The sequence below is a fragment of the Pseudofrankia asymbiotica genome, from assembly GCF_001983105.1.
GTDB classification, from domain to species: Bacteria; Actinomycetota; Actinomycetes; order Frankiales; family Frankiaceae; genus Pseudofrankia; species Pseudofrankia asymbiotica.
Window position 1 is genome coordinate 1 of sequence record NZ_MOMC01000052.1, and the last position, 22,182, is coordinate 22,182.

Here is a 22,182-nt window from a genome sequence, read left to right on the forward strand (position 1 = left end):
CCGCCTCCAGGTCGCCAGCTACCTCTCTACCGCCCGCAAGCACGGCGTGTCCGCCCTGCAGGCCCTACGGCTCGCGTTCCGCGGCACCCCCTGGATGCCGCCCCCAGCGATCACTGCCACCTGACCAACCACCCGCCTGACCCCGCCGCGCCGACCCACCGGCACGGCCCACAGCCACGCCCCCGAACCGCCACCCACAGCAAGATCCCTAAACCAGGTGAATGTTTACCGGTGCGATCCCGTTCGAGAAGCCGAGCCGTCACCGCAAGGTCCGGCTCGACGATCTGCTCGAATACCGCAGACGCCAGCGCAACGCCGCTGAGCTTGCCTTCGCCGACATGGTTGCCGACACCGAACGCCTTGGCCTCTACGACACTGACTCTGACGAGATCAGGGCAGTGCTGAAAGCCGCCCGCAAGAAGACGGAAGGCTGATCACGCGTGTTCAGCGCCCTGCTCGACACCTGTGTCCTCGTGCCCAGCAGGGCCCGCGACGTCCTCCTCGAGATCGCGAGCACCGGTGCGTACCGACCCCTGGGGTCCACCGAGATCCTCGCTGAGCTAGCGGGTGCGCAGGTGCGAGAGCGCTGCTGCGTGTGCGGCGGGGTCGGCGAGGGGCGCAGGGCTGAAGGCGAGCGGGTAGAGGGCTGTGCGCACGGCGATGTCCGGATCCGGGTACAGCGCGCTGCGCAGCACGCTGGTGAGCCGGCTGAGCAGGTTGCCCCGGCGACGTTCGACGTCGGTCATCCGATGGCGGCCGTCGGGATCGTTGGCTGACCAGTTCGCCGTGGACGACAACCGCAGCCAGCCGCGGACCTGTCAGCCGAGAGGCGATGCCATGGGCACCGCGGGGAACCAGCCGTTCTCGGCGTTGGCGAGCGCCTCGGCGGTGTCGACTCCGCGGATAAACGTCAGGCAGAAGATTTCACCCAGCGCGTCGCAGAGCCGTTGGGCCTGTACCAGTTCTTCCGCCACGCCCATACGCTATCCGGCGGTCTTGGTGACTCGGTGGTGTCGGCACTCTCCACCACGGTCGCACCATCGGCAGCCAGTCCGGCTCCGCATTGTTTCCGTGTGACCGGAACCATGATCGTTGTGCTCGCGGTGAGCGGGCCTTTGAGGCGTGAGGTTGTTTCGGCTGCCTGTCCACGACGCTTGCCTGCGCGACCCCTGCCCAGGTCGTCGTGCTCGTCGATGAGAACTATGTCGTCGTCGCGGCGAGATCGGCCGGCCACGCACGACCACCGTCCGCTGTCGGGCCGATGYCGACGATCGTGAGGAATGCGGCGTTGCTTAGCATTTGAACAATGCGGACACCGGGGCGTGACCAGGTGGCCACGGCGCTTCCGGGCTACGACGTCGGCGCGGAGCTTGGCCGTGGTGGTTTCAGCGTGGTCTTGGCCGCGAGGCATCGTCTCATCGGACGAGACGTCGCTGTGAAAGTGCTGGTCGACGGCGGCGGAAGTGACGACCCGAGCGACGTGCCCGAGGCCGGCGTCGGCTCGTCCACCTCCATGCGGGCCCGGTTCCTGTCCGAGGCCCGGGTGCTGGCCGGGATCGATCATCCGCACGTGGTGCGGGTGCACGACTATGTGGAGCAGGATGGCCTGTGTCTACTGGTGATGGAGCAGCTCACCGGCGGAAGCCTGGCGTCCCGCGCCAGGTCAGGGCTCGACCAGCGGGCGACCTGCGCGATCGGGCTGGCCGCCGCGACCGCCCTGGGCGCGGCGCACCAGCATGGCGTGCTGCACCGCGACGTCAAGCCGGGCAATCTGCTGTTCACCGCGGACGGTGTCCCGCGGATCACCGACTTCGGGATCGCCAAGATCCTGGAGACGATGTCGGTCTCGCCCTCGACCGGGCTGATCGGTACGCCTCGGTATATGTCACCCGAGCAGATCGGCGGGATGGAGATTGGACCGGCGACCGACCTGTACTCGCTCGGGATCGTGCTCTACGAGCTGCTGGCGGCCCGTCCGCTCTTTCCACGCACGCTGCCGGTGCCGGCACTGCTGCACCATCACCTGTCGGTGCCGCCGCAGCCGCTGCGGGAGGTCCGGGAACCGCTGGCGGCGGTGGTACTGACAATGCTCGCCAAGCGGCCGCAGGACCGGCCGGCCAGTGCGCACGAGCTGGCGCGCCGGCTCGCCACCGCCGCGACCGCGGTGTTCGGCCCAGGCTGGCTGGCCGCCAGCGGGGTCCCGGTGAAGCTGCCGGACGACATCCTCGAGGCGGCCGGGCACCGCATCGCCGCCACCCCTTCCGCCGGGCCACCCGGGCTTGTCGCGGCGGCGTCACATGGCTCACCCCCGGATCTCACGCGCGCCTCCAATGGGCCGGGGATGGCGGCCGAGCCGTCATCACCTCCGGCCGATTGGACGACGCCGAGCGCTCCCGGCGGCGCGGGCGCCCCCGGCGGCGCGGGCGGCCTCGCGGGCGCGGGCGGCGTGGCTGGCTGGCCTCGACAGCCCGGCGAGCCGGTGTGGTCCGCCGCGCGGCCCGGAGCATCGCCCCTGGCGCCGCCGATGCCACCGGGCGGCGGGCCCGCGGCGGCACCAGGGGGTCCGCATCCCTGGCCGGGGATGGGCGTCGCGGGCACAGGCCCGTACCCAGCCGGTTTCGAAGGGCGGCGTGGACCTGGACCTGCCGGCCACCGAAGCCGAGGAGTTTCCGCAGGGCTCATCGCGATCATCGCCGTAATGGTCATGGTCAGCCTCGCCGCGGTGACCATCGGACTGGTGGTCGCCAACCGCGGGGGCGGTGACGACGGCGGGCCGGCCAGCTCCCCGGCGGCCTACGCCGGCGAGGCCCGGTTCATTCCAGGGCTGGACTACGTGTCGAGGCTGGCGTTGGGCAGTGACGGGTCCGTCTATGCCACCGCGCGCCTCGACGACACCGGCCAGCCTGTCGGCCAGGTGCTGCGACTGCAGCCGGATGGTGTCGTTACACGGCTCGTCGCGAGTACCTCGACCAAGGTCGATGAGGCGGGCAGCCTGCTGATCCCAGAAGTCCCCGCCGAGGGTGTGCCCGCCAGCGAGCTCGTGCTGCTCAACCCGCATGGCATCGCGATCGGACCGGATGGCGGCGTGTACGTCGCGGACTCCGGGGCTGGCCGGGTTTACCGGATCACCCCAGACGGTCGGGCGTACGTGGTAGCCGGCGCCGGCACGGCCGGCGAGACCGATGATGACGGCCTGGCGGCCCGTGCGTACATCGTGCCGCTGGGGCTGGCCATCGCCGCCGACGGCACGGTGTACATCGGTGACGGGCCCCGGATCCGCAGGGTCACGCCGGACGGGATGATCTCCACCGTGGCGGGCAGGGACGACCGCCGGGGCTGCGAGGGCGATGGCGGCCCTGCCAGGGACGCGCTGCTCAACGACGCGAATGGGCTTGCTCTCGGCGCGGATGGCACGCTCTACGTAGCGGACTTCGCGGAGAACGTCGTTCGCAAGATCACCTCTGACGGGATCATCCGCCCTGTCGCCGGCACCATTGGCAGCTCCGGATTCCGTGGCGACGGCGGGCCGGCGACCGAGGCCGTGCTGACCAGCCCGCAGGCGGTCTTCGCCGTCGCGGACGGCACGCTCTACATCCCCGACGGCACCAACCGGATCCGACGGGTGGGGCCGGACGGGATCATCACGACCATCGCTGGGTCGGGCCAGACCGTGAGCGACCCGGACGGCCTGCCCGCCACCGCCGCCGACCTCGAAGACCCCGCCGGCCTGGTGGTCGACGCGTCCGGCGCGCTGTACGCCGCCCTACTGAACTCGGCGAGGCTGGTACGGGTCGATCCGCGCGACGGAACGGTACGGGTCCTGCTGGCGAGCTGACCAGATCTAGACCGAGCTGTTGCGCACCTTGTGGCTCCAGGTCGTCGGGTGCGCGCGCCCCGGGAGTGGCGGTGCGGCGCCCGGTCGCGGACGTGGCGGCAGGGCCTCCCTGGCGGCGCTGTCAGTTCGCGAGGGTGTAGCGCACCTCGAGCCGTCCCGGTGAGCGGTTGACGGTGATGGCCACGCTGTCGGCTGGCAGCAGTGCGTAGTCGTCGATGACCGGGCTGCCCGTGGCGGTGAAGCTGACCCGGTGGCTGAGCAGGGCAGGACTGGACTTGGGCCGGGCGAGATCGCGCGCGTCGTGTGCGTCGAGTGCCGCGGGGGTGATGGTCTCGTCCGCCCGGGCGATGGCCAGGCCGTGCTCGGCCAGGATGGTGTAGAGACCGCGAAGTCRCAGGTCCTCCGGTTCCACGACGGTGGCGAGCGCGGGCGGCAGGTAGGACGTCTGGACGATCAGGGGCCGGCCGCCCGCCAGCCGCAGGCGGCGCAGCCGGAGCACCTCGCCGGGCGCTCCGAGCCGTGCGGCGACGTCCGCGGGTGGAGTGACGGTACCGACCGCGAGTAGCTCGGTGGTGACGCCGGCGCCCTGGGCGCTGAGGTCGGCGCCGAAACTGCGCAGGCCGCCAAGGTCGTAGGCATGACGGGCGGCGACATAGGTCCCGGCTCCGTGGCGAGTCTCGATCAGGCCGTCATCGGCCAGCAGCTGAAGAGCCTGGCGCAGGGTCATGACGCTCACCCCGAACTGGGCCGCGAGCTGCTGCTGGGAGGGCAGCGGGCTGCCGGCCGGCCACTGCCCGCTGGCGATCCGATCGCTCAGCTCACGATGGATGCGCAGGTACTTCGGCTGCCGGCCGCCAAGGTCCCCGCGGCCGGGCGCATCCGCCGCCGTGCGCCCGCCGGGGGCCCGCGGATGAGGATCAGTTCCGGTCACCATGCGCCACCACGATAGCCGGTCTTCTAGTTTTCTAGTCTTCCAGACTTCTAGTCGTCTAGACTTCTAGAAGACACGAGCGACGGCGAGAAGAAGGGACGCTATGCCTGCCTCAACTGAGCGGCGCGGCGAGCGTGCTGTGACTGGTGCGGAGCGGACCGACGCGACGCGGACCCGTGCGGAGCCCCGGGTGACCCGGGTGAGCGGAAGCCCGGCCGGGTACTTCGGCGATTTCGGCGGCCGGTACGTGCCAGAGGTCCTCGTGCCGGCGCTGGACGAGCTCCAGCGCGCCTACGAGGACGCGAAGGCCGATCCGGAGTTCGCGGCCGAGTTCGCCCACCTGCTGGCGACGTTCGCCGGGCGCCCGACACCGTTGACCTTCGCCGGGCGGCTCACGGAGAAACTCGGCGGCGCCCGGATCTACCTCAAGAACGAGGGCGTCAACATAACCGGCGCGCACAAGATCACGCACTGCCTGGGCCAGGCGCTGCTGGCGAAGCGGATGGGCCGGACGCGGCTGGTCGCCGAGACCGGGGCCGGTCAGCACGGGCTCGCGACCGCGACCGTGGCGGCCAAGTTCGGGTTCGAGTGCACGGTCTACATGGGCGAGGTGGACATCGCGCGCCAGCGGCCCAACGTCTTCATGATGGAGCGCCTCGGCGCGACGGTGGTGCCCGTGCGCTACGGCAGCCGCACCCTCRAGGACGCGGTCAACGCGGCCCTGAAGGACTACATCGCGACGAGCGCGGACACGCATTACCTGCTCGGCTCGGCGCTCGGGCCGCATCCCTACCCGACGATGGTGCGCGACTTCCAGTCGGTGGTCGGGCGGGAAATCATGGCGCAGCTGCGGCAGGCCGAGGGCAGGCTCCCCGACTACGTGGTCGCCTGCGTCGGCGGTGGGAGCAACGCGATCGGAGCTTTCAGCCCGTTCGTCCCGCACGAGTCCGTGACGCTGGTCGGCGTCGAGGCCGGCGGGAGGGGAGACGGGACCGGCGAGCACGCCCAGCGCTTCCCGCACGGCCGCACCGGCATCGTCGAGGGCTACAAGTCGGTGTTCCTGCAGGACGACGACGGCCAGCTGTCGCCCACGCACAGCATCTCGGCGGGCTTGGACTACCCGGGCATCGGCCCGGAGCTGGCCTGGCTCCATGACGAGGGCCGGATCAGCTTCGCCCGTGCCCGCGATGACGCGGTGATCGAGGCGGTTGACCTGCTGGCCCGCACCGAGGGCGTCCTGCCGGCGCTGGAGTCGGCGCACGCGGTGGCCCACGTCATCGACCTGGCTCCCCGACTGGGCCGGGACGAGATAGTCGTGATCAATATCTCCGGCCGCGGCGACAAGGACCTGTTCATCCTCGCCGACGCGTTCGCGGACCAGGAGTTCTACGCGTTTCTCAGGACGGAGGCCGCGCGCCATGGCCAACAGGATTGACGAGCGCCTCGCCGGCCTCGCCGCCGGAGGGCGCAAGGGGCTCATGACCCACGTGGTGGTGGGCTACCCGTCGCTGGCGTCGACGAGCGCGCTCATCCTCGCCATGGACGAGGCCGGCGCCGACTTCATCGAACTGCAGATTCCCTTCTCCGATCCCCTCGCGGACGGCCCGACCATCCAGTCCGCCTGCGAGGCCGCGATCGCGCGCGGTGCCCGGGTCCAGGACGCCTTCACCATCGCGGCCGAGTGCTCCGGCCGGGTGCGGGCACCGCTGCTGTTCATGGCGTACGCCAACACGGTCTACCGGTACGGCACGGAGGCGTTCTGCCGGGATGCCGCCGCGGCCGGGATCAGTGGGCTCATCGTGCCGGATCTCCCTACCGAGGCCGCCCGGCATGAGGGCTACTTCGAGGCGTGCCGTCGCCACGACCTGCACAACATCGTCACGCTCGCGCCCACCTCGACCAGCGACCGCATGACGGTGAACGCGTCCGTCGCGAGCGGCTTCGTCTACTGCATGTCGCGTCAGGGCGTCACCGGTGCCCAGCTTGGCCTCGCGCCGGACATTCAGGCCTACCTCCGGCGAGTGCGGGGACACCTGGCCGTGCCGATGGCGGTCGGGTTCGGTATCTCCGACCGGGCGCGGCTGGAGCAGGTGCTGCCGTACTGCGACGTCGCGACGGTGGGCAGCGCGCTGATCGACCGCCTCGCCGGCACCGAGCCGGGCGATGTGACCGGCCAGGCGGACACCACCAGGGCATTCCTGCGGACGCTGACTCCCGCCCTCGCCTGAGGACGGGCGCGGTCCCGGTCATTGCCCCCTCGCGAGGAGGAAATGACCGGGACCGATCATCTGGACGCCCGCCGGCGAGGTGGCTCCATACCGCGAGCGTGGTGGCCGGTGTTGGCACCGGTTCGATGACCGCCCGGATTCCGATGCCGTGGCCGACGCGCGCTCATTGTGTGATCGAACAACGTGACGCTGCCCGGCGGTCGGGAGCGCAACCCAATTAGACATTGACGATCGTCGATACGCGTTCATTGTGTGCCCATTCTGGGACGGTCGTTCCGAAGATTGGCTTTCTGCGTAACTCTTGCGCGTCGCTAAAGGATTATCTATGATGTCCTGAAACTGGCGCAATTATGCGGATACCTGCATCGGGAGTCGTCCTGCCACCGTCCAGCGGGACTCGTAGAGCTGGCAGCCACCGTCCGGTCGCAGGTGAACCCGCACCGCTGGTCGCGGCCGCMTGGTTCCCAGCCAGAGCCGGTCGGGTTTCGGGCGTCGTCGTACTGGTCGCCTCGGYCGTGTTGGTTGGCCTGATCGTCGGCGTGCTGCCGCGTATCGTGGATCCGTCCCCAGCGCGCTCGACCACCGGCGATGACCCCGCGCGCCTGGTCGACCCGCTCATAGGCACCGCCCCGCAGCATGCTGATGTCATCCCGGGCGACGGGGCAGGAGGGGCCTTCCCGGGAGCGACCGCCCCTTTTGGAATGCTCCAGTGGGGCCCGGACACCAGCGGGCGATCGACGGCCGGGTCGGGCGGTTACCGGTATGCCGACTCGACGATCGACGGGTTCAGCCTCACCCATCTGCATGGCACGGCCTGCCCCGCGGCGCAGGATCTCGCGATCATGCCAGCGGTCAGCATGCCCGCGCAGCCACCGACCGGCGCGGCTGACGAGCCGTCGCCGTGGGCCGCGGGCTTCTCCCACCACGACGAGTCCGCGACGCCCGGCCGCTACCAGGTCCGGATCGCCCCACCGGGGGGAGGCGGCATCGACGTGGATCTGGCGGCTGGCACCCGTACGGCCGTCGGCCGGTTCTCCTATCCGGCGGGCAGCGAGGCGACGCTCGTCTTCGACGCCGGGCGCCGCGCGGACGGCGCCCGGCGGGCGGACGTACACGTCGACGCGGCCACCGGCATGGTCAGCGGGTCCGTCACCAGCCGCACGTTCTGCCGCCAGCCGGCCGTGAGCACCCTGTACTTCGTCGCCCAACCAGATCGTCCGCCGACAACGGTGGGTACCTGGTCCGCGGGGAAATGGTCATCAGCGCGGGACGCGTCCGACGTGGGCGGTGCCACCGCGGAATCMCGCGCCGCGTCCGCCGGTGCCTGGCTGCGACTGCCGCTCGCCGCGGACAATGYGGTGACCCTGCGGGTGGCGGTGTCCTATGTCAGCGTCGAGGGCGCGCGTGCCAACCTGGCAGCCGAACATCCCACCGCGGTCGACACGGTGGCCCAGGCCACCCGGGCGGAATGGAACCGTCGGCTGTCCGCTGTACGGGTCGCGTCGGCGCCGCTGTCCGATCTCCGCACGTTGTACACGGCGCTCTATCACGCCATGCTCGGCCCGGTCGCCGTCAGCGACGCCGACGGCCGCTATGTCGGATGGGACGGCTCCGCGGCACAGGCCACCGGGTGGGTCGCCCGCAGCGGGATCGCCGGCTGGGATGCCTATCGCGGCACGTTCCCGCTGCTCGCGCTGCTCGCTCCCGACGTCGCCGCCGACGCCACGCGGTCGCTGCTGGCGGCGGCGGCGCAGACCGGGACGGTGCCGGGCTGGACCTTGGCGACCAGCGACGCCGACATCATGCCGGGCGACGGCGGGACGGTTCTCCTCGCTCAGGCGGTCGCGTTCGGGCTGCCGATCGACCCGACGGCGGCGTTGACCGCCGCGCTGGACACGGTCAACCGACGTCCCTTCGCCGCGGAGTACGCCCGCCTCGGTTTCGTCCCCGCCGCACCCGTCGGCCCGACGGACGCCGCGTCGATCACGCTCGAATACGCCCTCACCGACTTCGCCGTCGCACAGCTGGCGTCCGCCGCCCAGCGGCCCGACATCGCGGCCACCTTCACGGCACGGTCAGCGCGCTGGCGTTCGGTCTGGGACCCGGCCGTCGGGCTGCCGGCGCCGCGTGATCCGGACGGCGGCTTCCATCGGGTCGAGCCCGTGACCATTCCGGGCTTCACCGAGGGCAACGCCGAGCAGTACGCCTGGCTGGTACCGCAGGATCCCGGCGGTCTCGCCGAGGCCATGGGCGGCTGGCAGCCGGCGACCCACCGGCTCGAGACCTTCCTGAGCCGGGTGGACGACGGTCCGACCGGCGCGCACGCGGCGATGGGCAACCAACCCAGCCAGCTCATCCCGTGGCTTGGAGACTCGTTCGGCGCTCCAGCCCTGACCGCCGCCACACTGGACCGAATCCGCCACACGCTGTACCGAGACACCCCAGACGGCCTCCCCGGCAACGACGACACCGGCGGCCTGTCCGCCTGGTACGTACTCGCCTGGCTCGGGCTGGGCCCAGCCCAACCGGGCACCGACATGCTCGCCCTCGCCCCACCCGCCGCGGCATCGATCACCGTCGCCCTTCCCAACGGGCCGCTACAGCTGCTCACTCCCGGAGCGGAAAAGGCCGAAAGCCGCGTACCCGCCGGCGTGCGACGCGACGGCCAACCGATATCCGGACCTTGGATCCGATTTCAGGACCTGACCCGAGGCACCGTTCTTGAATGGTCACTGTCCGACCAGCCAACCGCTTGGGGGACCGACAAGCCATCGCCCCTCCCGGTGTCAGGTCCCTAGGCCGAACCCCGCCGGCACGCCATCGCGGCCGCCGTCGCGTTGACCCGACACGGGCGTGACGGCCTCCACCCCGCTGGCGGACCTCGAACCTGCTGGCGGACCTCGAACCCGGGACGCGAGTCGCGGAGACAGCGTTTGGCGAACCCCTGCCGCGTGCCGCGTGCCGCTACTGCCGGATCTCGACGGTCTTGATCGATCGCCAGGCGACCAGCAGCTGGTCGCCGCTGTCCAGCGGGAGTGCCGTCACCTCGCCGCGGTTCAGCCAGCCCTGGATCTCCCGCATCAGCGCGGCGATCCGCGCCTCCCACGGTGTGGTGGCGTCGACCAGACTGGAAATGTCGACGCGGTGCTCGATGGTGCCATCGATCACGAGCACGACGACCGCGGTTGCCACCAGTCTCAGCCTTCCGTGTTGTTCGCGTTCAGCGCCAGCGCGGGGCTGGTCACCGGTGCCACCTCGTCAGCCGGGCCCGTTCTTGTCGAGTGGCACCAAAAGTATCAACCGGTCGCACCGCGCACACGTCGGACGGTCGCACCGCGCACACTCGGAGCCTCGTTTTTCCTCCGCGGGCGACCCCTGTCTCGCGCATTCGCCCGCGCCAACCTGCCCTGTGAACCGGGCGCGGCGCGGCGTCCGAGCCCATCTTCTGCGGTCCGGAGCGGAGGAGACGGCTCGTCGACGGGTATTGGATCATCGCGGGTCGCCTGCTCAGGTGTTGGCGCGCCGGTGGTGGGGAATGTCGTGGGCGTGATTAGTCCTACGTCTACTACGTCATCCGGGAGGCGGGCCGGGCCGGACGCTGTGAGTCAGGCGGGAGAGGAACGGATCGCCCCAAGGGTGGACGAGGCGACCAGCGAGGCGGTCGGCAAGCTGAGTGAGGCGCTGGAGTGGGTCGAGCGGGCCCGAGGGGCGCTGTATGAGTTCCACCAGCTGTCCGGCCACGCCGACAAGACGCTGGGTGAGGCGATCGACGCGCTGACCGCCGCCGGCCACCCTCGTGCCGCGGCCCAGCTTCGCCGGGAACTGCACGGTCGCAACGTGCTCGCCGGGCGCTGGACGTTCCAGATCGTCGAGGAGTACGACGAGCTCTACTACCGGCCGTTCGTGGATGCCGACGAGCGGATCCGGATTCGCTTCACCGGCGGTCGCCGGCACGTGCACGAGGCCCGGATGAAGGCGGCCGAACGCGAGGACGCCGGCCGCGACCCGTGGGGCCTCGGCGCCTAGCGTCATCGCGCCGCCGAGCCGCCGCCGGCAAGCCGGCCCCGTCCCGCCGCCGCGGTCATGATCGCGGGTTCAGCCTCGCGGTGGTCGCGACCCTGGAATCCGCCTGCCATGAAGATCAGCCGAGCACGGAACGCCCTGTGGCCGGGCGGTCCGTGCTCGGCTGTCGTGGGGTCAGGCGTGAGCGTCAGGCGTCCCGGCGCTTCGCGAGGCCTACCGCGAGGGCGAGGAGGGCAAGGGCGACCACCGCGAAGTAGAGCAGCGACCCCCAGGCGCCGAACGGCATGTTGGTCGGCGTGGCGTCGTTGTCCTGGCCGACCTGCTGTCCGGCGTACAGGAAGTTGTTGCCGACCGTGAACGGCAGCCACTTCTGGATGGTGTCGCCGACCCGTGGGATGGCCGGGAGCAGGTTCTCCGCGACCAGCACCCAGATCAGCAGCGCCGTGATCGCGCCGGCGGAGTGCCGGATGAGCAGGCCGATGGAGACCGCGACGACCGCCGCGACCATGTACACCAGACCCACACCGACCACGACCCGGTAGTCCTGCGCGTTGTCGAGCGCCAGCGGCGCTTCGGGCCGGATCGCCTTGGACAGCGCCCAGGCGCCCACGCCGGCCGCCTCGCCGACGAGGCCCGCCAGCAGGGCGACGACGGCGGTCTTGGCCAGCAACGCGTCGACGCGGTTGGGCACCGCGAGGAATGTCGCCCTGATCGTCCCGAACCGGTATTCCGTGGTGATCGCGAGGATCGCCATCACCATCATGATCAGGAACCCGAAGTTGTACGAGAACTGGGTCGTCGCCGGCGTCAGGTCCCCGAGATCCCCGGGGCGGATCGTCGCGGCGAGAAGTGCGGTGAACCCGACGGTGATGAAGACCGCCGCGCCCATGCACCACCACGGCGATCTGGTCGAGAACAGTTTGATCCGCTCGACCTTGAGCAACGTGAGCGCGGTCATCGCGCGTCCGCCTTCCTCGCCGCCGCCGGCGTCCCTGTCCACTGGGAGGCCGGGGCCTCGCCCGGCTGGCCGGGCACCCCGACCGGCGCGCCCGCCACGCTCGGCGCGCCCGCCACGGGGGCGAGCGCGGGATCGCCCGTGCGGTACTCGACGTCGCCGCCGGTCATCTGGATGAACGCCTGTTCCAGCGAGCCACGCTGGGCGGCGAGCTCGTGCAGCACCAGCCCGGCGCGGCCGGCGAGCTCGCCCACGGCGTCGGTGGTCGCGCCGTGCACGACGAGCGCCGCCGGGCCTTCGGCCGTCGCCGGAGTGTCGTCAGCCTTCAGCCCGCCGGAGGCCATCACCTCGCGCAGGCGGTCGAGCTCGGGCCCGCGCACCCTGACGCTCGAACCGGACGCGGCGTCGATGAACGCGCGGGTGCTGGTCTGAGCGATCAGCCGGCCTCGTCCGATCACGACGAGGTCCTGCGCGGTCAGCGCCATCTCGGAAAGGAGGTGGCTGGATACGAACACGGTCCGGCCCTCGTCGGCCAGCCGGTGCATGAACTGCCTGATCCAGAGGATTCCCTCCGGGTCGAGTCCGTTGACGGGCTCGTCGAACAGCATGACGCCGGGGTCACCGAGCAGCGCGCCGGCGATGCCGAGCCGCTGCGACATGCCGAGCGAGTAGCCCCCGGCCCGCCGATTCGCGACGTCGGTCAGCCCGACCAGTCCCAGGACCTCGTCAACCCGCTTGTCCGGCAGTTTGTTGGAGACCGCGAGCCAGCGAAGGTGCGCCCGCGCTGAACGGTTCGGGTGGACCCACTTCGCGTCGAGCAGGGCGCCGACGTGGCGAAGCGGCTCCTTCAGGTCGGTGTAACGCTTCCCGTCGATGCGGACGCCTCCGGCCGTCGGGCGGTCCAGCCCGAGGATCATCCGCATGGTGGTCGACTTGCCGGCCCCGTTCGGCCCCAGGAAGCCGGTGACCCGGCCGGCCTGCACCGTGAAGGTCAGGTCGTTGACGGCAAGCGTGCGACCGTAGCGCTTGGTGAGCCCGTTCGCCTCGATCATCACTCTCCCTCCGTTGGTGTGACCTTGCGGTCAATGTCTATCAAAGTGATATCACTTTTCCTGTGTGCAGAGAACAGGGCGAACCGGTGTGGGCGGTCGGCTACCGGACAGTGGCCGCTGGCGGCGGCCTGGAAGTGGTCGGCGTGCGGCGGTCGGCCAGTCCGGCCGGCGGGACTTCGACCGGGGCGCCCATCGCGCGGCGCCAGATCGCGGTGGCACCGTCCCGGGAGTCCAGTCAGGTTCGATCGATTACGGTGGCCACAGTCAACCGGTCGGACAAGCGGCCCACCATGCGGCTAACCCTACGATCCGCGACCCAGCCGTCCCCCGGCGTAGCCCGGAGGCGGCCGCACGTCTACCGCGGCATTGGCGCCATCACGGCATCAGTACCTGACACAGCACCAGCCATGACATTGTCGGACGTCGCCGCCAAGATGGGGCCGACGTCCGGCTCGCGCCCTGGGGCCTCGTCGCCTCGTCGCCTCGGTACGAAACGCACGGAACCATTCGGCCAGACAGATCGGTGGGGGAAGGTGCCATCCAGCAACGCTTTGCGTCCGGTCATCCGCCTCGAGCCCGCGCGCACGCCGGGCCCGGGCCCTCTGGCCACCGGCATGAAGGTCCGGAGGCCGCCCTCGAGCGGTCGTCCGGGGCCCGCGCCAACGCCGAGCCCGCGGGACAGCGCCCGTCCGGGCGGATCGGTGGGGGAGGGCGTGACCGTCCGGGCGGCGTGCGACAGGATGGCCCGGTGCCTGCCAGCCGGTCCCCTTCGTCCGTCTCCCTGGCCTCCTCGCCACCGTTCGCGCGCCTGCCGGCCCAGCCGGCCCAGGCCGACCGCGAGCCGTCGACCGGGACGGCTTCGGTGACCACCGGCCAGTCCACGCCGGACCTTCCGGATCACGACCTCCCAGATCGGCTTCGCCGATCCGGCAGGGAACCCGGCCTTCGTCGATCCGGCAGGAGCTCCGGCCGCGCGAATGCTGTACAGCAGGCGCTGCCCGTCCCGCTGCGCTCCCTCGGACAGCCCGGCCGGAACAAGCACATCCCGGTGACGGCCAGCTGCGGCGGCTGCGACCGGCGGTGGACGGAGGAGGACGCGACCCACTGCCGTGGGTGTCATGGCCACTGGCCGGATGTCGTCGGTTTCGATGAGCACCTGCCGGGATGCCCGACCTACATCCCCATCGCGCCGCCAGCCCGTAGTCGCGTCCGCAAGGCGTCCTGAGCCCGCGGCACGTCCCGCGGCTGTGAGACCGCCTCCAGGCCGAGCCTGGTCGCACTTTTCTCGTCAGGCTCGCCGCGGAGGCCCTCCGGGCGGTTCCCGCACCTTCTCGCCGCGGAGGCCCTCCGGGCGGTTCCCGCACCTTGTCAGCGCGGGGGGCGGTTCGGTGCCAGCCGGAGGGGCTTGGTGGGCGCGCTGGGGTCGTCGCCCCGGCGCCGGGCCGCGGTCGCGCATCCCCGCGCGGTCGCCCGGAACCACCAAGGGGGCGGCGGGAAGTACAGCGCCGGAACGGCCGAGCGCGGCTGAGACTCGACGCCTCCAGGCTCGCCCGTCCCGTCCGCGAGCGGGGGCGCGGGCACGTCAGCGTCGTCGCACTCGGCCGGACCCTCGCCACTGGGCTGGACCGCCGGCGCTGACGGGACCGCCGGCGCTGACGGGACCGCCGGCGCTGACGGGACCGGCGGCGCGGAGAGGGCTGACAGGGCCGACGGCGCCAGCGGGGCTGACGGTTCCAGCAGGGCTGACAGGGCTGACGGGGCGACAGCGCCCCCACTGGCGGCCGGCTCGGCCGCGGCTGGCGCCTCGCCCGCCGGGAGCGGGCTCGACCAGAGCAGGGGACTGGGAGTCAGCGCCCCCGGCCCCCGGCCGTCGCCACTTCCTGTCACGGTGATCGGGCTCGCCGGCGACGGCTCGGCGGCGCGCTGATCGTGCGCGGGCACGTGGGGCTGAGACGTGAGCCCGGGAGGCGAGATGCCCGGGGGCGGTGCCAGGCCGCCGGGTGGCTCCAGGCCTCCGGGTGGCTCCAGGCTGGTGGGCGGCTCGAGGCCGCCGGCCGGCTCGAGGCTGGTGGAGGGCGCCAGGCCGCTGGACGGCACCAGGATCGCGACCAGCTCCCCGGAGCCCGACGCGGTGAGCTCGCCGGTCGTCGCCCGTGCTCCGCTGGCGGTCGATGTTTCCTGGGGCGACGGTCCGTCCGGTCCGGCGGCGCCCACCCAGGTGGCCCTGGGCATCGCCGACGCGAGCCCCGAGCCGACGGACGAGACCTTCCCAGGCTGGGCGACCTCGAGCGCCCCGGCACTGGCCCCCGCCGCCCGGATGAAAACCGCGTCGCGCGGGGCCGCCGCGAGCACGTCCTCGATGGCGGACGGGGCGGCCACGGGAGCGGCGTCGCCGAGTTCCCCGTCGGCTGGCTCGAGAAGCTCCACGTCATCGGCCAGGCCGTCGTATGACAGTCCGACGTACCTGAGCTCCTCGTAGGTCAGGTCCTCGTAGGGCAGACCGGGGCGAGTCCCGCCCACGACGGTTGTCCTCCCCGCCGGGCCGGGGAGCATCGGACCCGGCGCCGGCGCCGGCGCCGGCGGTGGCGCCACGACCGCCACGACCGGCAGGGCCGTCGGGGTTGTYGGGGCCGTTCCCGCCAGGGTCTCCCGTCCGGCGGCGGTCGTGACGCCAGCACCGCTGGAGCCGCCGGCACCGCTGGAGCCGGTGGAGTTGCCCGGAATGCCGGGGCCGCCGCGGGGGCGGCCTTCGCGGCCAGGGGACCCGGCCCCCTGGCGGAGCGCGCCGGGCCGGGCGTGCGTCGTGACGGCCGCCCTCCTGGCCGCCGCGCCTGGGCGCATCGTCCGTGCCCTCCTGGCCACCGCCGTGGCCGACGGCCACGCGATGACGTCGCCGTCGCGAACCCGGGGATGGATCAGGCCGCCGACCGCCGCGACCGCGATGAACATCAACACGATGGTCGACCCGGCGGCGGTGATCAGCCCGAGGGCGAACGGATCCACTCCTGGTGACCACGCGTGGGTGTGGTCGGGGCTCACCCGGACCGCCGCGAGCGCCGTGTAGTACCCGCCGCGAGTGGCGGCGCCCAGCAGGAACGCGGCCACCAGCGCCTGGTGCCAGCGGACGCCGGGCCGGAAGGCCACCCAGCACAGGACGGTCGCGGTGCCCACGTTCATCACGACGGACAGCACGGCGAGCAGGATGTCGTATCCGGCGGCCTGGGCCGATCGTGCCGCGGCGATGGTCATGAACGTGGCCGCGGACCAGCCGGCGCCGCTGAACACCCCGCCGAGGAGCAGCCGCCGGGCGCTCGTCGGGTCGGCGGCGGCGATGGCGAGCCCGATGCCCGTCGCCACGGGGACGACCAGCGCGCTCAGGAGCGTCATCCGCAGGTCGAACAGGGCGGCGCCGCTGTATTCGCAGGACACACCGCCGGCCAGCTGGGTCGACCAGACGGCCATGCCCACGGCGACGGCGGCGGCGCCGGTCCACCCAGCACCGCGGACGCCGCGGGCGAGACCGGTTCGGGGGGTGGTCCTGATGCGGGCCGCGCAGGCGAGCGCCGCGAGTGCGGCGAAGATCGCGAGGAGGCAGGACGCCGCGATGCTCGGTCCGCAGGACGAGGAGAGCTGGGATGCCGCCGCCGGCACCGGGGTGGGTGACGCCAGGCGCGATAGTGAGACGGTGGCGGCAGTGATCATGTTTGTTCCTTGCCGTGTGACGTCGTTGTCACTGTGTGTCCTATCCTGACTTGGGCGCGTCAGGGTCTGGAAGACCACCAGAAGGCACTGATTCACTCCGCGCCGGGCGCTGGACCTGGGTGTCAGGCGCTTCGTCGGAGCGCGTGACGTTCCTCGATCGGGTGATTCCTGGCCCGGTCGGGCCGGGCTCCGACCAAGAGAGCCCGGCTCGGGCAAGTGGGGCCGCTTACCCCAATTCGGTCAACGGCCCGGTCGGGGACCTGTCTACCTGCTACTTTCCGTCGCTGAGCAGGACTGTCGGCGCGGCGGGAGCCGAGCCCACCGTCGTCCAGCGGTGCCCCCGGGCACCGGCCGTCTGGACGGCGACAGGGGCGCGACGGTGGCATGGGACGACGGGGAGAGGAGGCACGGGCGTGACCCTGTGCTGCGGTCTGCTACGGCTGGACGGAGACGATGTCCGCCGCTCCACCCTCACGTCGATGCTCGCCTCGTCCTCGCTGGGCCTGCCGGCCGCCCGCGGCGTGCATCTGGATGGCCCGTTCGGCGTCGTCACCGCCGCCGGCCCGGCGGGTGACCCCATCCCACCGATCGCCGTCGACGACCTGGGGCTCACGGTCGTCGTGGTGACGTCCGCCCGACCCGCCCGCGTGCGCCTCGCGGCCGGGCCGGGCGGTGGTGAGCCGGGTCGGGGCGAGCCGGATGACGGGGCCCGCGGCGGCTGCGCGGTCGCCTGTCAGGTGGCCGCCGCGTACCGTTCCGTCGGCGAGCGCTGCCTGCGGGGGCTCGCCCCGGACAAGCTGGTCATCGTCTGGGACTCGGCGGCCCGCCGCCTCCTGGTCGCCCGTACCGGCCGGCTCGCCGCGGACCTGCTGACCTGGTCGGATGGCCGGCACATCGCGTTCGGCACCGAGCCAGCGCAGCTTCTAGCTGCCTTCCGCGCCCCGCTGTTCGGCCTCATTCCCGGCCCGTCGGTCGGCGGTGCGCCCGGTCCCGCCCCCGCGCGGCCGTGGCTGGTGAGCGGAGGCGTACCCAGCGTGGCCGGCCATGAGCCCGCAGGCTCCGCGCGGCCGCGCAGGCTGGGACGGGTGCGTCAGCTCGCCCCAGGTGATCTCTTCTCGATATCGATCGCCGTCGCCCGGCGTGGGCCTGGAGGCGCCGGGTTGCGACTCGTCCCCAGGCCGTCCGAGCTTGAGCCCGGCACGGCCCGGCGTGACTGACCCGGCGACCGGGTCACTCGCCCGATCACGGCCGCCCGAGCGGCCAACGGGCAGGCGCGCCGGGGCGTGGGTCCTGGCCGAGATCAGCAGATCAGCGGATCAGCCCTGAGCGTCGGCGTCGCCGCTCGCCGCCAGGCGGCTACGCACCTCGCGGGTCACCGAGCGCTCGGCGACGAACGAGACGAACGGGATCGTGCCGGCGAGCATCACCAGGACGGCGCGCCGGAACGGCAGGCGCGTCTTCGTGGCCAGGTCGAAGGTCGCCAGCAGGTAGACGATGTACAGCACGCCGTGGAGGGGGCCGATCGTCTGGACGAGCTGCGGCGTGTCCGCGGCGTACTTCAGGGGCACCGCGACGAGCACCAGCGTGACGAGCACCACGCCGACGATGTAAGCGAGCGCCCGGTAGCGCGTGAGTGCCTTCGCGATGGCGGCGGGCGCGGCCACGGGCTTGGCCGTCGACGCGGGGGCCGGGCTGGGCGAGGGGGCCGTGGCGGCGACGGTGGCCCGGTCCTGGCTGGGTGCGGTCATCGGTGGTCTCCGGGCATCGTCGTCGTGGCCGTCGGGACGGGCAACGGGCGGGGCTGGAAGGTGACGCGTGGCGCGGGGCGCCTTCAGACCCGGTCCCGCTCGCGAAGAGCGGCAAGGTAGCTGTTGTATGCCGCGAGCTCCGCGTCATCGGGATCTTCATCGTCTGCGGGTGAGGCCGCCAAAGAAGCGAGTACGGCGCTCGTCGGCCGCTCGGCGACCTCGGTACCCGCCTCGCTGTCGCCGTCCGCCAGCTCGGGAGTGGCCGGCCGGACCTCTTCGATGATCATCTTGACCCACAGATACAGCACGAACGCGGTGAAGATCCACCACTCGATGCCGTAGAAGAGGTTCTGCAGGGTGCCGTGGCTGGACTCGCCCTTCGTCCACTGCCAGCGACCCATGTACACGAAGAAGACGACCAGGCTCCACGCCAGCGCATGGCGTAGCAGCCACCCCGGTGAGAACAGCACCCTGCGCACACGTCCGACGCTACCCCCACGCCTTCTCGCGGGTGACCGGTACTCCGTCACGTCGAGGTGGCGGCACCGACGGGAAGATCACCTGGGCGCTCYGGACCCCCGGACCGGCTCCGCGGGATGACGCGGACGCCAGGTCCAAAAAATCTTGAAAATGAGGGCAACCTTCCGACCGCCCCGAGCGACCTAGGTGTGAATGCCGATTCGGAGTTCGCGCCAGGAGGTCCGGCCCGGTGTTCTGGCCCGTCCGTTCCCCCGCTTACCCCCCCCAGCCGGGCGGGCGGGCCACCTAAGCCAGCAATCGTCGTTCAGCGGCGATCGGAACGCCCGTTTGGCAGGACGGGCGTTCCGTCCCCCACCTCTGCCGCCCGGCCCCCCAATCCCGCCCGGGCGGCAGAGGTGTCCTTGGGAGGGGGCGGCACGCAGAGGCTCGCGGCTCCGTGTCGCCCCACCCAGGGTGGCTCACTATATTCGCTGGTCACTGCCCTCTTTTAGCCGGGGGCGTCGCGCCTCGTCTCGCGACGTCGTCAGGCACCCATCAGCCCCAGCCCGCTCCGCCCAGGAGCAGCTCGCCGGGAATGACGGGCAGCCCGTCCGCGCGTCGCCAGCGGGCCGCGTCGACGAACCACCGTCGACGGACCACCACCATGGCTGATGACCTCGGCGCCGGACCTCAGCGCCGGACCTCAGCGCAGGACGGCGGCGGCCAGGGAGAACGACCTGCCGCCGTCGGTGCCGGTCACGGACACCGTGGCCGGTGTCCAGGCCGGCAGGTCGCCGAGGTCGACGGTGATGACCCCAGAGGGGTCGGAACCAGACAGCCTCAGCGTGAAGTCGCTGCTCAGCATTCCGGCGGCGCTCACTCGCACGCTGAAGCGCGTGGATCCACCGAGGTAGACGAGAAGCTTGCCGCTGTAGGGGCCTCGGTAGACGGTCAGCGCCGCCGAACGACCATTGGGAATGCTCAACCGGTCGTCGACCCGGTTGCCGTAGCTGCGCGGTGGGGTTCCCCCCGACCAGGAAACCCAGGTGTCGTAGTCGTCTCTCGCCGAGCCGACGCCAGCGAGGCGCCTGGTGTCGATCAGCGGGAACGAGATGGCGGCGCGGCTGGTGACCCCGCCGTCACCGGGCCCGAAGACCGCCCAGTCGGCGACGCCCCTGCCGGGCAGGATCAGCTGGGCGCCTCGGGGGAGCGTGTCCGCGCCCGCACCGCGCGCCGCGTGCTTCTGGCTGACCTGCCCGTTCTGCCCACCCGACCTTCCCGAGCCGTTGTCTCCTCGGCTCGGGCCGCCACCATTGCTGGGCCTGGCCGTGGCCGGGGCCGTGGCGGGCGCGGTGTCCGGTATCACCCTGGCTGTGGACGGCGGTGTGGCCGGAGCCGACTCGACCAGCGTGTCGGAACTGGGCTCCGGGGTGGATGCGGCCGGGGAGGGCGTCGTCCCCATCAGGTCCGCGGGGGCACCCGTCGGCGCGTTCACCGTGATCGGCTGCTTGTCATAAGCGGTGACCGCGATGACGGCGGTCGCGCCGAGCACACCTGCCACCGCCGCCAGCGTGCCGACCGAAACCAGCCGCGGCCGGCGGCGTCTGGGCTGGCCGGGCCGCGTCGACGCGGCCCCTCCGGCCCGGCGCGCGGTGGCCGGCGCGGCGGCACGCCGCCGCGCGTGGCGCCGCGCGGGAGTGGCCATCGGCGGCCGGGCACCGGCGGCGCCGGGACGCTCGGTCGAGGACGGCGTGCCCATCCGCGTCAGCATCTTCGACTTGATCGCGGCCGAGCTGACGTCGCCCTCGTGCAGCGACGCCTTCAGGTCGCGCACCCACTGGTCGGAAGAGCCATCGGGGCCGTCGGGCCTGGCGGGCTCGCCATGGTTCGCGGACGAGCCACCGCCGGCGGCGGGGGAGACGACGATCCTGCGCCGCCGAGGCCCATGGATCATGCCTCGCCTCCCCGCAGCCACATGAACGCGGTGCGGGTCGGTTCCGAGGGCGTACTCGCGCGGCCCTGCCGGCCGCGGCCGGCCACCTTGCGGGACGACCCACGCCCGCCTGGCCGCGACGGGTGTCGCTGGTGGCGCCCGCCGCCGTCGCTCGGCGCGCCCGCGCCCGCGCCGCCGGCGGTCAGCAGCCGCTCCAGCTCGCTCACGGCCTTGGAGGTCTGGCTCTTCACCGTGCCGACCGACACTCCCAGCCAGTCGGCCGTCTCCGCCTCGGGCAGGTCGAGTCCGTAACGCAGGACGACGCACTGGCGCTTGCGGTGCGGCAGCTGGTCGAGTGCCCACTGCAGGAGCAGCGCCTGCGGCACGTCCGGCTCGCGCGTGGCCGGGTTCTCCGGCTGCCTGCCCACCTTGGCGAGCAGGTTGCGCTGCCGGACGTGGCGGCGGACCTGGCTGGCGGCGAGGTTCGCGACGCTGCGCCGGACATAGGCCAGCGAGTTCTCCGCGGCCTGGACGCGGTCCCAGTGCATCCAGGCGGAGGTCAGCGCGTCGGCGGTGATGTCCTCCGCGTCCTCCTTGTTGCCGGTGAGCAGGAACGCGAGCCGGGCGAGCTCCCGGTGATGGTCCTCGAAGAAGGCCTCGAACGCGGCCTGGGCCGTCCGCTGGTGCTCCGGGGTCCGGAGGTGCTCGGGAACCCGGGGATCGCTGGAGAGATGATCATCGGCATCCTGAGGATCCTCGGCGTCGCGAGAATCCTCGCCACTGTGCACGCTTCCGGTGTCGTGAACGCTCTCGGTGCCGTCGAGGCTCACGGTGCCCTCGATGCTCACGGTCGGGGGCGTGGAGACCGATGGCGGCGGGAAGGCGTCACGCGGCGGCGCGCCTGTCGTCGGTACCGTCGGTACCACCGGGACCGCTCGCATTGGCGAGAGGATTGTCGGGCCCGCTGTTTGCCTTGTCCGGTGCGGCTGCGCGGCGAGCGGCGCCGACGACGGCGACCGATTGCGCGAGCGGCCAATGTGGTCGAGGTTCACGCTGTCGAGGTACACGGCACGCTCCCCACGGCTTGTCGGGCTCGCCGCACGTTACCGCGTCCGGGGCATCACGTAGAAGTCCGACAGAGCCGCCTATCAGTCATAGACCCGGAAATTCACCGGATATCGGTGAAAATCTGGGCTGCCGGAGCTTTACACGGCCGCCGTGATCTGCAGGCGCCTCGGCTGCGGGCGCCTCGGCACCGGGGCTGTGCCACGGTCAGGCCGGCCATATGATCATCGTGGCGCCGGCCTGGTTCCGCC

The 22,182-nt window shown here is 72.0% G+C and carries 19 protein-coding genes; 8 read left to right on the plus strand and 11 right to left on the minus strand.

All coding sequences use genetic code 11. The features are described from left to right. The first annotated feature begins 221 nt into the window (after positions 1–221). A complete protein-coding gene (locus BL253_RS25320) occupies positions 222–434 on the plus strand; it encodes a hypothetical protein (RefSeq protein WP_076819757.1) in 213 nt (70 codons plus the stop codon). Between the two features lie 126 nt (positions 435–560). Here the strand turns inward: BL253_RS25320 and BL253_RS42455 are convergent, their stop codons facing one another. Further along, entirely contained in the window at positions 561–746 is a 186-nt protein-coding gene (locus BL253_RS42455; RefSeq protein WP_158230417.1) for a hypothetical protein, read from the minus strand. 72 nt (positions 747–818) lie between these two features. Next, positions 819–980, minus strand: a complete 162-nt coding sequence (locus BL253_RS42460) for a hypothetical protein (protein ID WP_158230418.1) — start codon at positions 978–980, stop codon at positions 819–821. A 326-nt stretch (positions 981–1,306) separates the two neighbouring features. Here BL253_RS42460 and BL253_RS25330 point away from each other — a divergent pair, with 326 nt between their 5' ends. Further along, a complete protein-coding gene (locus tag BL253_RS25330; RefSeq protein WP_076819762.1) occupies positions 1,307–3,835 on the plus strand; it encodes a serine/threonine-protein kinase in 2,529 nt (842 codons plus the stop codon). A gap of 121 nt (positions 3,836–3,956) precedes the next feature. Here the strand turns inward: BL253_RS25330 and BL253_RS25335 are convergent, their stop codons facing one another. Then, a complete protein-coding gene (locus tag BL253_RS25335; protein ID WP_081438684.1) occupies positions 3,957–4,769 on the minus strand; it encodes a GntR family transcriptional regulator in 813 nt (270 codons plus the stop codon). Between the two features lie 100 nt (positions 4,770–4,869). Here BL253_RS25335 and trpB point away from each other — a divergent pair, with 100 nt between their 5' ends. The 3 genes from trpB to BL253_RS25350 all read left to right on the plus strand — a co-directional run bounded on the left by trpB (position 4,870) and on the right by BL253_RS25350 (position 9,792). After that, positions 4,870–6,201 (plus strand): tryptophan synthase subunit beta, encoded by a 1,332-nt coding sequence (trpB, locus tag BL253_RS25340; protein WP_241835108.1) that lies wholly within the window; start codon positions 4,870–4,872, stop codon positions 6,199–6,201. Next, entirely contained in the window at positions 6,185–6,994 is an 810-nt protein-coding gene (gene trpA, locus BL253_RS25345; RefSeq protein WP_076819766.1) for a tryptophan synthase subunit alpha, read from the plus strand. The genes trpB and trpA overlap by 17 nt, the downstream gene beginning before the upstream one ends. Before the next feature lie 515 nt (positions 6,995–7,509). Beyond that, complete coding sequence (locus BL253_RS25350; RefSeq protein WP_241835109.1) at positions 7,510–9,792, plus strand: GH92 family glycosyl hydrolase; 2,283 nt, start codon at positions 7,510–7,512, stop codon at positions 9,790–9,792. 166 nt (positions 9,793–9,958) lie between these two features. Here the strand turns inward: BL253_RS25350 and BL253_RS25355 are convergent, their stop codons facing one another. After that, entirely contained in the window at positions 9,959–10,186 is a 228-nt protein-coding gene (locus tag BL253_RS25355; RefSeq protein WP_076819767.1) for a hypothetical protein, read from the minus strand. Positions 10,187–10,630: 444 nt separating this feature from the next. Between BL253_RS25355 and BL253_RS25360 the strand changes: the two genes are divergently transcribed. Beyond that, positions 10,631–11,020, plus strand: coding sequence for a hypothetical protein (locus BL253_RS25360; RefSeq protein ID WP_096336087.1), 390 nt, complete (start codon positions 10,631–10,633; stop codon positions 11,018–11,020). A 184-nt stretch (positions 11,021–11,204) separates the two neighbouring features. On the opposite strand, the gene BL253_RS25365 is transcribed toward BL253_RS25360, so the two are convergent. Beyond that, positions 11,205–11,975, minus strand: a complete 771-nt coding sequence (locus BL253_RS25365) for a hypothetical protein (RefSeq protein WP_076819873.1) — start codon at positions 11,973–11,975, stop codon at positions 11,205–11,207. Beyond that, positions 11,972–13,024 (minus strand): ABC transporter ATP-binding protein, encoded by a 1,053-nt coding sequence (locus BL253_RS25370; RefSeq protein ID WP_076819872.1) that lies wholly within the window; start codon positions 13,022–13,024, stop codon positions 11,972–11,974. Before BL253_RS25370 ends, BL253_RS25365 begins: the two co-directional genes overlap by 4 nt. Before the next feature lie 1,048 nt (positions 13,025–14,072). Here BL253_RS25370 and BL253_RS45500 point away from each other — a divergent pair. Continuing rightward, complete coding sequence (locus BL253_RS45500) at positions 14,073–14,249, plus strand: FDXHR family putative zinc-binding protein (RefSeq protein WP_420801718.1); 177 nt, start codon at positions 14,073–14,075, stop codon at positions 14,247–14,249. Between the two features lie 143 nt (positions 14,250–14,392). Here BL253_RS45500 and BL253_RS25380 read toward each other — a convergent pair whose 3' ends face one another. Next, positions 14,393–16,726: an MHYT domain-containing protein gene (locus BL253_RS25380; RefSeq protein ID WP_076819771.1), complete on the minus strand. Its 2,334-nt coding sequence runs from the start codon at positions 16,724–16,726 to the stop codon at positions 14,393–14,395. A gap of 413 nt (positions 16,727–17,139) precedes the next feature. On the opposite strand from BL253_RS25380, the gene BL253_RS25385 reads away from it, so the two are divergent. Then, the gene (locus tag BL253_RS25385) at positions 17,140–17,943 is read left to right on the plus strand and encodes a hypothetical protein (RefSeq protein ID WP_076819773.1); all 804 of its coding nucleotides are present in this window, start codon (positions 17,140–17,142) and stop codon (positions 17,941–17,943) included. A 99-nt stretch (positions 17,944–18,042) separates the two neighbouring features. On the opposite strand, the gene BL253_RS25390 is transcribed toward BL253_RS25385, so the two are convergent. From BL253_RS25390 to BL253_RS25405, 4 genes are all read right to left on the minus strand, one after another. Further along, positions 18,043–18,474 (minus strand): DUF3817 domain-containing protein, encoded by a 432-nt coding sequence (locus BL253_RS25390; RefSeq protein WP_076819775.1) that lies wholly within the window; start codon positions 18,472–18,474, stop codon positions 18,043–18,045. Between the two features lie 83 nt (positions 18,475–18,557). Then, complete coding sequence (locus tag BL253_RS25395) at positions 18,558–18,944, minus strand: hypothetical protein (RefSeq protein ID WP_076819777.1); 387 nt, start codon at positions 18,942–18,944, stop codon at positions 18,558–18,560. Between the two features lie 692 nt (positions 18,945–19,636). Then, positions 19,637–20,887 carry a hypothetical protein gene (locus tag BL253_RS25400; protein ID WP_076819779.1) on the minus strand — a complete coding sequence of 417 codons (1,251 nt, stop codon included), beginning with the start codon at positions 20,885–20,887 and terminating at the stop codon, positions 19,637–19,639. After that, positions 20,884–21,792, minus strand: a complete 909-nt coding sequence (locus tag BL253_RS25405) for a SigE family RNA polymerase sigma factor (protein WP_241835110.1) — start codon at positions 21,790–21,792, stop codon at positions 20,884–20,886. The genes BL253_RS25400 and BL253_RS25405 overlap by 4 nt, the downstream gene beginning before the upstream one ends. Positions 21,793–22,182 lie beyond the last annotated feature (390 nt).

Coding starts and splice junctions, on each gene's coding strand:
- BL253_RS25370 (WP_076819872.1), bottom strand. CDS start 13,024: ATGATCGAGGCGAACGGGCTCACCAAGCGCTACGGTCGCACGCTTGCC.
- BL253_RS25320 (WP_076819757.1), top strand. CDS start 222: ATGTTTACCGGTGCGATCCCGTTCGAGAAGCCGAGCCGTCACCGCAAG.
- BL253_RS25365 (WP_076819873.1), bottom strand. CDS start 11,975: ATGACCGCGCTCACGTTGCTCAAGGTCGAGCGGATCAAACTGTTCTCG.
- BL253_RS25400 (WP_076819779.1), bottom strand. CDS start 20,887: ATGATCCATGGGCCTCGGCGGCGCAGGATCGTCGTCTCCCCCGCCGCC.
- BL253_RS42460 (WP_158230418.1), bottom strand. CDS start 980: ATGGGCGTGGCGGAAGAACTGGTACAGGCCCAACGGCTCTGCGACGCG.
- BL253_RS25330 (WP_076819762.1), top strand. CDS start 1,307: ATGCGGACACCGGGGCGTGACCAGGTGGCCACGGCGCTTCCGGGCTAC.
- BL253_RS25390 (WP_076819775.1), bottom strand. CDS start 18,474: ATGACCGCACCCAGCCAGGACCGGGCCACCGTCGCCGCCACGGCCCCC.
- trpA (WP_076819766.1), top strand. CDS start 6,185: ATGGCCAACAGGATTGACGAGCGCCTCGCCGGCCTCGCCGCCGGAGGG.
- BL253_RS42455 (WP_158230417.1), bottom strand. CDS start 746: ATGACCGACGTCGAACGTCGCCGGGGCAACCTGCTCAGCCGGCTCACC.